General features: G+C 56.2%; 8 protein-coding genes. All 8 read right to left on the minus strand.

What is annotated here, in order from left to right:
* Positions 1-648 precede the first annotated feature (648 nt).
* A complete protein-coding gene (locus tag GE107_RS21055; RefSeq protein ID WP_219642516.1) occupies positions 649-3,783 on the minus strand; it encodes an alpha-mannosidase in 3,135 nt (1,044 codons plus the stop codon).
* 3 nt (positions 3,784-3,786) lie between these two features.
* Positions 3,787-6,093 carry a glycoside hydrolase family 3 N-terminal domain-containing protein gene (locus GE107_RS21060; protein ID WP_219642519.1) on the minus strand — a complete coding sequence of 769 codons (2,307 nt, stop codon included), beginning with the start codon at positions 6,091-6,093 and terminating at the stop codon, positions 3,787-3,789.
* Between the two features lie 80 nt (positions 6,094-6,173).
* Complete coding sequence (locus tag GE107_RS21065) at positions 6,174-7,835, minus strand: type 2 periplasmic-binding domain-containing protein (RefSeq protein ID WP_219642521.1); 1,662 nt, start codon at positions 7,833-7,835, stop codon at positions 6,174-6,176.
* 110 nt (positions 7,836-7,945) lie between these two features.
* Positions 7,946-8,857, minus strand: a complete 912-nt coding sequence (locus GE107_RS21070) for a carbohydrate ABC transporter permease (RefSeq protein ID WP_219642524.1) — start codon at positions 8,855-8,857, stop codon at positions 7,946-7,948.
* Positions 8,858-8,871: 14 nt separating this feature from the next.
* Positions 8,872-9,780 (minus strand): ABC transporter permease, encoded by a 909-nt coding sequence (locus GE107_RS21075; RefSeq protein ID WP_255570720.1) that lies wholly within the window; start codon positions 9,778-9,780, stop codon positions 8,872-8,874.
* 262 nt (positions 9,781-10,042) lie between these two features.
* The gene (locus tag GE107_RS21080; protein WP_219642531.1) at positions 10,043-12,253 is read right to left on the minus strand and encodes a helix-turn-helix domain-containing protein; all 2,211 of its coding nucleotides are present in this window, start codon (positions 12,251-12,253) and stop codon (positions 10,043-10,045) included.
* A 91-nt stretch (positions 12,254-12,344) separates the two neighbouring features.
* Positions 12,345-13,223 carry a sugar phosphate isomerase/epimerase family protein gene (locus tag GE107_RS21085; RefSeq protein WP_219642541.1) on the minus strand — a complete coding sequence of 293 codons (879 nt, stop codon included), beginning with the start codon at positions 13,221-13,223 and terminating at the stop codon, positions 12,345-12,347.
* A gap of 20 nt (positions 13,224-13,243) precedes the next feature.
* Positions 13,244-14,635 carry an alpha-L-fucosidase gene (locus tag GE107_RS21090; RefSeq protein WP_219642544.1) on the minus strand — a complete coding sequence of 464 codons (1,392 nt, stop codon included), beginning with the start codon at positions 14,633-14,635 and terminating at the stop codon, positions 13,244-13,246.
* Positions 14,636-14,642: the final 7 nt, after the last annotated feature.

Raw genomic sequence — 14,642 nt, forward strand, 5'->3', positions numbered from 1 at the left:
CTGATATTGAGCCATAGCAAATCCTCCCCTAGAATGTTGTCTCGACAACCTCATTCTAACCGAGGATTTTGACTATGGCTCTCCTATTTCTCACCATAGCTTTTTACACAAGTATACGGACTCAACTCCCGTTTCGGGGTATTTTTCGATTTTTCGCATCAACTAAATGTATTTTGGTTCTTATTCAGCAAAAACCGGGCGTTTTAGGCAGAAATAGTTGCATTATTGCCCTTAGCACGCGTCGCGGGACGGCTAAAGGCACCGATGAATCGAAGGCACCGGAGAATCGAATGCACCGAAGAATCGAAGGCACCGAGGAATCGAAGGCACCGAAGAACGCAGTAGATCCTAGTATTTACGAAATCGTTCTTGTCCTTTAAGGCTCCTTGGCTCCCTGGCTCCTTGGCTCCTTGGCTCCTTGGCTCCTTGGCTCCTTGGCTCCTTGGCTCCATGGCTCCAAATCGCATGTTCGCGGGCCGCACATTTTTTATCACGAACCGGTTTCGAAATGTTGCTCTCCCACACCCCCAAACGCGCGCGGCAGAAAAAAAAGCCCCCGCGGCTTCAGCGAGCCGTGAGGGCTTCCATTCCCGGTTTCTGTCCCAGAACCGTGCGGTTCGAATGATCCTTTTCTCGTATCCGCTCTCTTTACTCGTATAGGATCGTCTTCACCTCATACGGCCTGAAGCTCAGATGCAGGATTCCATCGTCGGAGACGTTTAAGGGTTCGATCTCCTCCTCCAGGAGATTGACAGCGCATACCCGGCCGGACGAGAACGGCAGCCGGATGCTGACGATGTCCCGACTCCCCGTCGATTCATAGAAACGGACGATCGTTCCGCCGCCCCGCTCCGCCGGTTTGACGGTATCGAGAATGACGGACCGGCTTTGAAACGGGATCATCGACTGCGAGGCCGGCAGCACCCCTGCTCCGGTTGCGCCTCCTTCCGGTATTCTCGCCACGATCGCGGGGTGATTCAGCTCCGCAGCCTTCCGGACCACGTTCGCACCCCTCCAATCGCCTTCGTGCGGGTACAGGGAGTACGTAAATTCGTGTTCTCCTTGATCCGCCGTATCGTCCGGCCATTTCGGCGCGCGCAGCAGGGATAAGCGCATCGTGCCGTCTTTGATGTCGTAGCCGTATTTGCAATCGTTCAGCAGACTGACGCCGTAGCCGCCCTCCGACAAATCCGCCCAGCGGTGTCCGCAAACCTCGTACTGGGCTTGCTCCCAGCTCGTGTTGCTATGGGTCGGTCGTTCCAGCGCTCCGAACGGGATTTCATAGGTCGCCTTGGCGGTCACGATGTCGAGGGGGAAGGCGACCTTGAGCAATTTGTGGTCTTCGTGCCACTGGACGCGGGTTTTGAAATCGACACGCCGCTGGTGATGGTACAGAATGACATCTTGGCTGACCGTCGAACGGTTTAACCGCCACTCGAACCGGAGAACGTCGGCCGTATGGCCCGCTTGGACCAGCTCTTTCCTGACGAGTTCGACCGTACCGGCACGCTGCTGCTCGAAGCGGGGATCGATGTCCCAGGCGTCCCAATACAGCGGCTTGTCGTGGAAGAATTGCAGCTCGTTCGCTTTGGCGCCGGGAGGCAGAAGCTCGCGCCCAGCCGCCTTGTCCAGCCACCGCGTGATTTCCCCTGCCGCATTAAATTCGAGCAAGTACCGGTCCGTTTCCCACGAGTCGCCGAACGAAGCCGGAACCCCTGGAAGAGCTGCCGGGGCAGTCTCGTCCGAATCCGCCCTCGTCCTCAGCCATATCGTCTTATAACCGAGTGCGGGAATCGAAGGGACGTATACCGCCATTTCGCAACGCCCCGATTCGGACCCAACTTGGCGTACGTCGCCGGCCAGCCGGTTGCCCTCCTGGTCGAACGCCGCAGCCGAAGCCAGATCGGCGTCCCCTTCGATCGTAACGACTTCGCCCCGTTCCCAGCCGAGACTGTTCAGGACGAGATACGGCGTTCCTTCACCAGTTGCCTGCACGTTCGCGGCCAGCGCCGTCACCGATCGCGCCAGGCAATCGTTCCCCAGCCGGAACACTTCCACGTATTCGTTTGCAGACGTTTCGTACGTTTCCGTAATCGCCGTTCCCGGGATAATGTCGTGGAATTGGTTGAGCAGCATCAGCTCCCAGCCTTGGCGCAAAGCTTCCCGCCCCGGGTCGCCCCCAAGGAATGGCCGAGCCATCCGGCTCCAGATTTCCGCTTCCCGGTACAACACTTCCGCCTTGCGATTGCTGCGCTTGTTCCGGGCATGCGTCGTATAGGTGCCCCGGTGCAGCTCCAAATACAAATCGCCGTGCCACTTCGGCAGCGTCTGCGCGATTGACCCCACCTTATCGAAGAAAGCGGCAGCCGTACTGAACTTGCTGACCGGAAGCCCCGGCATGAGCGGAGACCTGCGGACGTATTCGATCATTTCGCGGGTCACACCGCCGCCGCCGTCTCCGTGCCCGTAGAGCAGCATCAGCTCGTCCAGCTTGTCTTTTTGCCGGAACGCCTCCCAATGCTCGTGAACATCCTTCGGCTTCGTGTGCTCGTTGAGGCCGTGATTCAAATACGATACGACGGAGGAGCCGTCGATGCCGACCCAATGGAACAGCTCGTAAGGAAACTTGTTCGTGTCGTTCCAATTGAGCTTCGTCGTCATGAAATAATCGATGCCCGCGAGCTTGAGCAATTGGGGAAGCGAAGCGCAGTAGCCGAACGTGTCGGGCAGCCACTCGATTCGCGACATTTTACCGAACTCCTCACGGAAGAAGAGTTGACCGTGCAGCATTTGACGGACCAGCGACTCTCCGCTCGGAATGTTCAAGTCGGGCTCGACCCACATGCCGCCGACCAGTTCCCACCGTCCTTCGGCGACTCTCGCTTTGATCTTCGCGTACAAGTCCGGATCGTGCTTCTTGGCGAAAGCATAAAGCAGCGGCTGGCTCTGGGAATAGACGAAATCCGGGTATTCGTCCATGAGCGCGGTCATGCTGGAGAAGGTGCGGCTGACCTTGCGGACGGTCTCCCGAACGGGCCACAGCCAGGCGATATCGATGTGCGATTGGCCGACCATATGGATCACGCCGGAACCTCCCCGGTCCGGCATGATCCCCCGGATGCGCTCCGTCAACTTATCCTCCAGCGAACGCAGCCATTCTCCATCGGTCAGCCGGGTGTCCGCAAACCGGTACGTTTCATCCATCGTCTCATACAAGGCGTCCATCATTCGGTGCCTTTTCAAGTCCTGTTCGGGAAGCAGCAGCATCGCTTCGTAAGCAACCTGAACGCTGTAGAGCAAGCTTTGCAGCGGTTGATTCACGCGGACGAGCCGGATCGTAAGGCCGAAGACCGGCGGGTTGATCGTGGATTGAGCGTTCAGCGGATCGACCGGCTCGGGAATCGGATCGTACATCTCGATTTCGAGCAGCGGATCATGGCCGACTCCTCCCGGATAAAGCGGAACGAACGGATGGTTCCGGTCCAATCCCTGGTAAGAGTCGCCGTTCACCCGCAGCAGCCCTTCTCCTCCGCCTTCCACGAGCAAGCCGACCCGATCGGCAACCCATTCCGGAGGAATCGAGATCTTCTTTGTCATGAAGTAAGTGATGCCGTGTTGGCCGTCCAGCCGGTCCGGCTGAAGCAAGCCGTCCGGCTCCGGTTCGAATTCATACACTCCGGGCTTCATATAACGGGCTTTCCTCATCTCCCATTGGCGCAGCGGGAGGCTATCCTTCCATTGTTTGCCCGATAAAAATTTCAAGTAGCGAAGGATTCGATACATCGCCTACACCTCGTTCTCCACGAATAAAGACGCGCTGATGCCGTCCTCGGCGTTCCTTCCGACCATGATGAGGAATTCGCCGGGTTCGACGACGGGCGTGAGCTGCCGGTTCAGCATTTGCAGCTGTTCCTTCCCGACCCGAAACTCGACCGTGCGGGTTTCCCCCGGCTCCAACGCGATTTTCCGAAAATCTTTCAGTTCTTTCTCGGGTCGGGTCAAGGAGCTCACTTTATCGGACACATAAAGCTGCACCACTTCCGATCCCGCGACGGTTCCCGTGTTGGTTACGTTGACCGTGACGGTGGCTTCCCCATCCGGCGATATGCGGTCGGGAGACACCCGGAGCCCGTCGTATGCGTACGAGGTGTAGCTGAGACCGAATCCGAACGGATAACGCGGCTTCGCATCCATCTCCAAATACCGCTTGCCCCTGCTTCTTTTGCCGTTGTAATAAACCGGAAGCTGGCCGACGTTTTTCGGGATCGATACCGTCAGCCGCCCGGACGGATTGACCTCGCCGAACAGGATGTCGGCCAAGGCATTGCCGCCTTCCTGTCCCGGATACCACGCCTCGAGAATCGCGTGCGCGTTCTCGTCGATCCAGGGCTCCACGATCGGACGGCCGTTGATATAGACCACAATGACAGGTTTCCCCAGCCTATGGATTTCTTGCGCCAGCTCCAGCTGCACGCCGAGCAAATGCAGGCCGGTCCGGTCGATCCCTTCGCCGCATTCCATATCGCTCCACGAATGCTCCGTGACGACGGAAGCGCCTGTCCTCAGATCGATCGTCCCTTCTCCGAAATCGCGGGCGCTGGAACCTCCGAGCGCGAGAACGACAACGTCCGCCTGCCCGGCGCAAGCGAGCGCCGTTTCGAAGCCTTCCCTGGAATCCCCTCGGATTCGGCACCCCGGAGCGTACAGGACGCGTTCTTCGCCGTCCGCGCCGAATTTGTTGCGAATGCCGTCCAACAAAGTGACCACTTGATGGCGGGGCTGCGGAGAAGTGTAGTCTCCAAGCTGGTTATAAATATGGTTCGCGTTCGGACCGATCACCGCGATTTGGCCGGTTTCCTTGCGAAGCGGCAGCGTTCCGCCCTCGTTTTTCAGCAGAACGATCCCTTCGCGGGCCACTTGCCTGGCCAGCTCGACATGCTCCTTGCTGCCGATGATCTTCGCGGCTTGCTCCGGATCGACATAAGGGCGCTCGAACAGACCGAGTTTGAACTTGAGCTTTAATACGCGCAGCACCGCTTCGTCCAGCTTCGCTTCCGATACGGTTCCTCTCTTCAGCGCCGACAGCAGATGCTTGCCGAACATGTCGCCGGACATTTCCATATCGATGCCCGCCTTCAGGGCCGCCGCCGCCGCTTCCTCCCCGTTCTCCGCCACGTCGTGGCCCGAAGCCAGCATGTTGATCGCGCCGCAGTCCGTAATGACGAACCCTTCGAAGCCCCATTCTTCCCTCAATACCCGCTGGAGCAAGTAGTCATTGACGGTACACGGAACTCCGTCGATCTCGTTATACGCCGGCATGATCGACATCGCCCCGGCTTCCACTCCTTTGCGGAACGGGTGCAGGTCGATCTCATGCAGCTCGCGCAATCCCATATGAACTGGCCCCGCGTTCCGTCCTCCTTCCGAGCTGCCGTAGGCCGCGAAGTGCTTCAGCGTAGCGATGACGCTGCGTTCGCTGTCGAGCCGCTCCCCCTGCAGCCCTTGCACGGCTGCGGCCGCCAGCTCGCCGATCATGTACGGATCTTCGCCGAAGCATTCCTCGGTTCGGCCCCAGCGGGGATCCCGGACCACGTCGAGCACCGGCGAATAAGTCGCGGAGCCGCCCTGACAGCGGGTTTCGGCAGCGATGGCGCGGCACATTTCCCGGTACAAGTCCACATTCCACGCGCTTCCGACGAGAAGCGGAACCGGAAATACCGTCCCCCCGATCGCCATATGCCCATGGGAGCACTCTTCGCCGAACAGAATCGGGATGCCGAGCCGCGACTCTTCGACCGCAAAGCGCTGAATCTCATTGATCGCCCGCGCTCCCTCTTCCGGCGATAGTCCGTTCTCCAGCGTCACTTCGGTCCAGGGGTCTGCCCGCAGCACGCCGTACAGCGATCCGACTCCGCTGCTTCTCACCTGCTGCTTGAAGGATTCATCCAATCGTACGCTTCCGTCCGATTGCTTACGGTACGTCTTCCAGCCGAACGGTTGAACCAATTGGCCGACTTTTTCCTCGGCCGTCATCAAGGCCAGCAAGCTTGCCGCCCGTTCCGCCGCCGGCAGCGACGAATCCTTGTATCCCATCATCCTACCCCTTTTCTTAGGCCCCAGACATAGCGGAAGGAAGCAACCCCGAAGGTTACTTCCGTTCCGCCGTTTCCCGATTATTTTTGCAGTGCGTTCTGGTAAATTTCGATATACTTCGTCAGGTTCAAGCCGTCAAAGCCTTTCACGTAAGCGTCCCAATCCTTGTCGAGGTCTTTGTTGCCGAGAATGAACTGGGCCATGCTCGTCGTAACGTAATCCTTAATGGCCGTGGTCAGCTGGGCTGCGGTGTCCGTATCTTCCGGTTTGATCCAGGCGCTTGCCGGATAGAATTCTTTCGGAGCGTATGGCTCATATTGCTTCGTCGCTTGCGCCAGACGCGTTTCGTAGCCTTTCGAGCTGAGCGGGTCCTGAGCCGAAGCGAACGAGTCGCGAAATTCCTTGGACATGTCCTTCGGGCCGAGCAGCGACCAACTATCGTTGCGGACGACGTTCGGATCCTGCGGCGGCAGGTTGTCGAAGCTGTACTTCGCCGGTTCGCCCCAGATGTTCTTCTCGCCGGCTTCCGCCTTTTTCCAGCCAACGCCTTCCGTTCCGTACTCGCTAAGCACGGCGCCTTCTTCGCTGAAGGCATAATCGGCGATTTTGATCGCTGCGATTTGCTGCGCTTCGCTCGCCTTGTTCGTGATCGCGAAGGCAAATTCGCCGAGTCCTTGCCATACGCCCGCCAGTTGCACCCCGTGCGGCCCCTTCAGCGGGGGCACGATGACCCAGTGCTTGTGACGGGTAATCTTATCGTCTCCGACATTGAGCAGGTAACTGACAAGCGCGGTCGTAATGGAGCCTACGATTTCGTCGCCCTCGCGGTTGCCGAGTTGGCCGATCGCTTGATCGTTTTGCGTAAACGCGGCCTTGTCGATCAGACCTTCTTTGTACAGCTTGTGCATGTACGCAAGGCCTTCCTTCCACTCCGGCTTGTTGGCCGCAAAATCGACTTTGCCGTTGCTCACGGTCAAGTATTTGTCGTTATCGTTATAGATGAACGCATTCATCAAGAACGCATCGATGTTCCCGTTCCATACGAATTTGTTCGGAGCGCCGGTCAGCGGAATTTCGTCCGCTTTGTGGTTTCCGTTCGGATCTTGCGTCTTGAACGCTTTGAGCACGGTGTACAGCTCATCCGTCGTCGTCGGAACCTTGAGGCCGAGTTTGTCCAGCCATTCTTTGTTCATCCAGTATTTCTGCGAGTACGTGCAATGATAGCATTCATTGAAACGCGGAATTCCGTAAATGTTGCCGTCCGGAGCCGTCATGGCCGCTTTGAGGAACGGCTTCTTCTCCCACAGCGCCTTGATGTTCGGAGCGTATTTGTCGATCAGATCGTTCAGCGGAATCAATACGCCCTGCTTGCCGTAGGTCATCAAATCCGCATTCGTGAATTTGCCTTCCAGGAACACTTCCGGATAGTCGCCGCTTGCGAGCAGAAGCTGTCTGCGGTCAACCAGGGCGTCCTGGGGAGCCAGGTCCCACTTGATTTTGGCGTTGAATTTTTGTTCGACCAGCTTCGTATAAGCGTTGTCTTCCAAAGGAGCTTTGCCCTGAGGAGCAAAGAACGTGACTTCGACCGGTCCTGCCTGCGAAGGGCTTGCGGAGGCGCTGGCGGCGCTGCTGGACGATGGACTTGCGCTGCCGGTATCTTCTTTTTTGCTCTGGCCGCAAGCGGAAAGCACGATGCTGCCGATCAACAGAACCATCAAGGAAACCCACAAAGTCTTTTTCAAACGGAACCCTCCCTAATTTTGTACTCCGGAATGAAACGCTTACACGCAAGGAACTTCGAACGCCACCCTCTTCGGCCTCACCCCCATCCAAAGTCAACCCCCCCTGTAAATTAACCTTTTAAGGAACCGATCATGACACCCTTGACGAAGTGCTTCTGCACGAAGGGATACATGATCAGGACAGGGACGCATGCCACCACGATCAACGCGTACTTGAGCACTTGCTCGAAGCCTTGGTCTCGAAGCCGCTGTGACGTACCCGCCAACATTTCCGGGTCGGTTGCGTTCAAAATCAGCATGTTGCGGAGCACATATTGAAGCGGGAACAGGTGTTCCGACCTCAGATAGATCAAAGCGTCGAAATAAGCATTCCAATGGTCTACCGCGTACAACAGCGTCATGACGGCAAGAACCGGTTTGGATAACGGAAGAACGACCCGGAGCAAATACCTTGTATCACTGCACCCGTCGATTTGGGCGGCTTCCTGCAACTCCTGCGGAATGGAAGTTTGGAAGAACGTCCTTGCGACGACGACCTGCATGGCGGCCATCGCTCCGGGAAGCAGCAGCGCCCAGCGGGTATCGACCATATGAAGGCTCTTGACCAGCAAATAGGTCGGGATCATGCCGCCGCTGAAGAACATGGTGATCAACAGGAGAATCATGAAGAACTTCCGCCCGTACAAGTTTTTTTGCGCCAGCGGAAACGCCATGAGCACCGTAACCGCGATATTGATCATCGTCCCGACGACGGTATAGAACAGCGAATTCGCATAGCCGAGCATGAGCTGGGAGCTGTGGAAGATCGATTCGTAAGCCCTGAACGACAGCTTAACCGGCCACAGCCACACCGCACCGGATACGACGGCGCTTGGCGCACTGAGCGATGAACTGAAGATAAAGATAAGCGGATACAGAACGCTGAGCGTGACGACGGTCAGCACCAGGAGAATGACGGCAAGCAGAATTCGGTCGCCGAGCGGCTCTCTGATTTTGTTCCTGGGTTGGATCGTTGCGGCCATATTCACCCCCCTTTCTACCACAGACTCGTTTCGGAATATTTGCGGGCCGTATAATTGACAGCCAGAAGCAAGATGAAATTGACGATGTTATTAAACAATCCGACAGCCGTGGAAAAGCTGAACTGCGCGCCAAGCAAACCGACTTTGTAGACATAGGTGGAAATGACCTCGGATGCGGACAAATTGAGCGGGTTTTGCATCAGGTAGATTTTTTCGTATTCGGTGCCCATCACTTCGCCCGTTTTCAGGATCAGCATGACGACCATGATCGGCACGAGCGCCGGAAGATCGATATGAAGGATTTTCCGCCATCTCGAAGCTCCGTCGATCCGCGCCGCTTCGTACAAAGAAGGATCGACGCTGGAGAGGGCCGCTATATAGATGATGGAATTGTAGCCCATCTGCTGCCAGATGCCGGACCAGGCATACACATGTTTGAAGTAATCCGGCTCCCCCATGATGTTGGTGTCCTCCATCCCGAAATACGTGAGCACACGCTCCACGATCCCGACATGGGGCGACAGCATCAAGATGATGATGGAAACCATGACGACGGTCGAAATAAAGTGCGGAGTGTAGGTGATCATCTGAACCGACCGCTTGAAAAAGCCGGTGCGGATTTCATTGAGCGCCAGAGCCAGCATGATCGGAATGGGAAATCCGGCCAATATGGAATAGACATTGATGACGAGCGTATTTTTGAGAAGCACCGTAAAGTTCGGAGAAGAAAAGAACTTATCGAAATGCTTCAATCCGACCCACGGGCTGCCCCAAATTCCGCTGATGGGATTGAAATCCCGGAAGGCGATCTGGACGCCAACCATCGGGATATATTTGAAAATCACGAGGTAGGCAACCGGGATCAGCAGTAAAACGTATAATTCCCAACTCCTTTTCATCTTTAACCAGGCTGACGCGCTCATTCGCATTTCTCCTTGTCGATTCGATTTGCCGGAAAGTGTTGCGGCAGGTTTGCCCCGGTCGATAAGTCGATTCTAGTCCGTCCCTGCCATTTCAATCAATTTGTAAGATTCGTTGCCATCCCATTTTTCCCGAAGCCGAATTTCGCGCAGAAATCAGGTTGTTAAGCGCTTACTTCGTAAATTTCTATACTTTGATTTTTTCGCGAAACAGAAATCCCCCGCATAGATGTCATGTTATATGACATCTATGCGGGGGATTGGCTTAAAAACTGGCTTGCTTGCGATAATCGCTCGGAGAAACGCCGACGATATTCTTGAAGGCGCGGTTGAAGGAATTATAGTTGTAATAACCGACTTCCCCGCTGATTTCCTGCAACGACTTCTCCGTTTCCAGCAATCTCTTCTTGGCGGTCCGAATGCGGAGCCCGATCAGGAAATCGACGAAATTTTCCCCGAACTCTTCCTTGAACAGCTTGCTGATGTTTTTGGAGTGAATCAGGAATTTGTCGCTTAGATGCTCCAAGGAAAGCTCGGGGTTGGAATAATGCTCTTCGATATAGCTGCGGATCTCGCCGATGATGACCCGGTTCCGGTGGGAATCCCTCAGCGATTGCATTTTCTCGGATGCCGCGTTAAATATCCGGATGCAGCCGTCGTGAAGCTCGTCAACCGTTTCCCAATGCTGTTCCAGCTCCGACATTTCCGCTTCGGTCTCTTTCCACACATTCCGATATTCCCGGGTCAAATCCAGAAAGACGCGATCCAAATGCTGATGCAGAAACAATAAGAGGCTTTCGACTTCTTTGCGCGAGAAGACGGAGTCGCGGATTTGCTTAAACAGCTCGTCCAGGTGCCTTCTCCAATCCTGATCCGGGATCCGGAACGAATGGGAAAAGGAATAAATCGAGTGAAAATAATCGTGGGATCTCGCCTGAGGGCGGGCCGCCTCTTCCGGACGGATGACCCGTCCCGTTCCGAGAACCGCTTTGTAGGCAAGCAAGCTGCAGGCGATTTCGTAAGACCTGCGCAATTCTTCAAGCGTGGATGCCGAACCTCCGCAGCCAAGCGTAACCGTGAATTTCAAATTCTCCTTCACCCACTGGATCACCATATCGGTAACCTGTCCCCGAATATCCTCCAAACTCTCCTTGTCCGGCACCCAAACGATCGCCGCCAGCCGGCGGTCCGTCGTCCATTCCGCCCAAACGGACGCTTCGCGAAGCTGAGCGGTTTCCCGAAGGATGCTTGACAGCAGGAATTTGAACAAGGACAGGTCATGCTGGTCGTACGACCCGGTGAACGTATGATACCCGTCGATTTCGAGCACCTGGACATAGGCGGACCGGCCGACGGCAACCGGATTGTATTTGTTCAGGTCGGACGTCCATTCCGCCTCCGGGACCGGGACTTCTCCCTCCATGGCCTCGAGGAACCGGTGTTTTCGCTGCAGGATGCTGTTTTCCACGTTCTCCTGCCGGATCTTCTTCGTCTCCTCCATCATGTGTTCCAGCGCGCTGCGGATAAATCCGAATTCGTTGCCGCTCGTCTTGCCGGTTTCCGGATGAAGGAGCGAACTGGTCCGAATCAACGAGACGAGCTGTTCGATCGGCTTGTAATTCCGTCTCGTCACCTGGACGACCCATAAGACGCCAAGAACGACCGCGAAGAAAGCAAAGACGAACCATACTTTATAGGAACTGAGCGCGATGCGCAGAAAACCTTTGTCGATGAGACCGCTTTCGACCTGCCAACCGGTATAAGGAGAGACGTATTGGGCGAAAACTTTCCGATGATCGGATGGGCTTGCCTCGCCGCCGAGCAGGTTCCGGCCTTCCCCGTCGGTCATCCGGACGAAGCTGATGCCGGGATTGTACATTTGGTCGATCGATTTCGTCAGCTTCTCCAGACTGACATTCACGACAATATAACCTTTTTTCTGCGTGGTGAAATAGGGGACTCCCCGGACGAGTGAAATCACTTCCGTTCCGGCGATGGAGGGATACGGTTTATAGAGCCTTTTTCCCGTCCATTTCACGCCGCCCTTGTTTTGCTTGAGCCGATCGAGGAAGGGTTGATCCGGAAAACCGTCCAGCCAGACGGAACCGTCCGCGAATACGTAATTGTCCGTCTGCCGTACGAAATAGACGGAATCCACGAGCGGGTAATTGAATTTCAAATCGTCGATGAGCTTGCCGACCTGAATGTTCTCAAAGACATCGACGCCTTCGTCGCTGTAGAAGCGGGTAACGACCGGGCTGGTCAAGATTTGCCTCAAGACGAAATAATCGATCGACTTGAGCGAATTATCCGTATATCGAACGACTTGCTGCGCCAGAAAATCGTTGGTTTTGATCGCTTCCTTGCGGTTTTGCTCGTTCAAGGTTTGAAAAAAGATCACGAACAATAGCGTGATCACGACGAAGAACACAGGAAGGTATGATAAAAGGAGCTTGCGGAACCAGTTTCTATTCATTCGGACCCCCCTTTTTCCCATTACCTTTATAGCAAGAAAGCTGACGTTAGTCAGCCTTCAATTGTTTCCTTTTCCGCGCCATGACGGGATGTTACCGGTATCTCTTGATAAATTCCACGGCTTTGCGGATGTCGGCCTCCGGTTCGGCGCCGACCTCCCTCTCGATGGTCAAATAGCCGGCATAACCGATTTGCTGGATGGCGGCAAAATAATCATCGAACTGGACATGGCCTTCGCCCAGCGGAACTTCGGCAAAATAAGCTCCGGAGGAGACCATCTCGGCGATTTCCGCATGGTCCATCGGCTTATATCCCAAAGCGCCGTACACGTCGCGGGGATCGACTTCCCGATAACGGATGCCGTCCTTCACGTGGGTGTGGACGACGTAATCCTTCAAGAGGATCAAACCTTCCACCGGATCGTCGCCGGTAACCATTACCATGTTGGCCGGGTCGAAATTGACCGATACGCCTTTCGAGCCCAGGGTGTCCAAAAACGATTTCAAATGCGCGGCTCTCTCCGGTCCCGTCTCGATCGCGAAATAGGCTTCGAGGCTTGTGGCATATACCGCAAGCTCCTCGCAAGCTTCCTGCATCGCGGCATACACTTCGCCGGACGTATCCTCCGGGACGATCCCGATATGCGTGGTGACGATGCGGGTGCCCAGCTCGACCGCCAGGTCCAGAATCCGTTTCGACTTCTCGATTTTTGCCGGGTTCGCCCGTTTGTCCTGAAAGCCGTGCCCGCCCAAATCCCCGCATAACGCCGAGATTTCAAGCCCCAGCGACTCGATGTAAGCCTTCAGCTCTTTGCGAGCGGATCCCTTGAGCACCTCCGGATCCATCTCCCCCGACACGGCGTAAATCTGCACGCCTTCGGCTCCCGCATTTCGGGCCTTCAACAGCCCTTCGCGCACCCCGACTCCAAAGCTGTCGACAATGACGCCGATTTTGTTGGCAAGCTTCACCATGGGATTCCCCCCTGTTGATTTCATTTCGTCAAGATCCGGAACACGTGCGCGATCGGCGCCTTACCGCTGCGTTCCGATTCCGGCAGGCGGACGGAAATTCCGTTGTCGGTGCGGGAATGGTCCAGCTTCCCTTCGAAGCCGACCAGCTCGACGTTTGCCGCCTGTTCTCGATAAGGGATATGGACATGCTCCGTTACCGGAGCGTCTTCGCTTTCGTAGAGGTACGAGCCGTAAACCGTATCCCCTTTGCGGGCGAATGCCCAGGAGCCGGTGAAATACGGGGCGCAGATTCGCGTGCCGTAGACGGCTTCGCCGTATGTTTTCATCCATGCGCCGAGCTCCTTCATTCGTTTGACGGCCCCTTCCGGCAACCGTCCGTCGGGCTGCGGCCCGACGTTCAAAGCCAGGTTGCCGCCTTTAGCCACCACTTCAAGCAAGATGTGCACCAATTGGCGGGTCGGCTTGTAACGATCCTCATAGCGGAAAGAGAAGGAGGTGCCCATCGTGATGCAGCTCTCCCACGGTACGCTCAGCGGACGGTCCGGAATCGACTGCTCCGGCGTCACGTAATTTTCGTACGGCCCCCCGACCGTACGGTCAGCCGACAGCAGCCACGGCTGCCGTTCTCTTGCCCGTTCGACGACTTCGCCCAGCCGAATGTCCTGCGGGACCTTGCCGCCGTCCCTGACCCAGCCGGCATCCAGCCACAGCACATCGATGCGGCCGTATTTCGTCATCAGTTCCATGATCTGCTCATGCGTGAATTGCACGAATTTCTCCCACAACCATGGAAACTCCTTCGGATCGTAGGAGGGGCCGCGCCACATGTGCCGGCCTCGCGCCATGCCGGGAGCCCAATAGTACGGGGTGTGCCAATCCGCTTTGGAGAAGTAGGCGGCGATGGCCAGACCCTTGTCCCGGAAAGCGTCAAACAGGTTTTTGCAAATATCCGCGCGCGGATGGGCGTGGAAGGGAGTATCGGGACCGGTGATCCGGTAATCCGTCGTATGCGTGTCCCACATGCAGAACCCGTCGTGATGCTTGGTCGTGAAGATCAGATACTTGAACCCGCCTTCGGCGGCCAGCTCCGCCCACAGCTCCGGCTGAAAGCGGACCGGGTTGAACGTCTTGTTCAGCCCGAAGTATTGCCGCTTGAATTCTTCCATGTCGTCGGTCCAGTTAATGTCGTCGCGCGACCAGACGCCGTCCTCGTCGCTGAGCGCCCACGACTCTACCAGACCCAGCTGGGAATAGGGCCCCCAATGCATCATGAACCCCAGCTTCTGATCCTTGAACCATTCCAGCCGCTCCTGCAGGACCGGATCGTCAGGCCTCACCCAATCCTCTTCGCTGCTGAAGTTATGCACGCCGTTCTCCACTTCCTGGGTTTCCAGCTGTTCCTCGTCTTTCATGTTCGAA

Origin of the sequence: Cohnella sp. CFH 77786 (assembly GCF_019400745.1) — a bacterium.
Taxonomy (GTDB): Bacteria; Bacillota; Bacilli; order Paenibacillales; family Paenibacillaceae; genus Cohnella.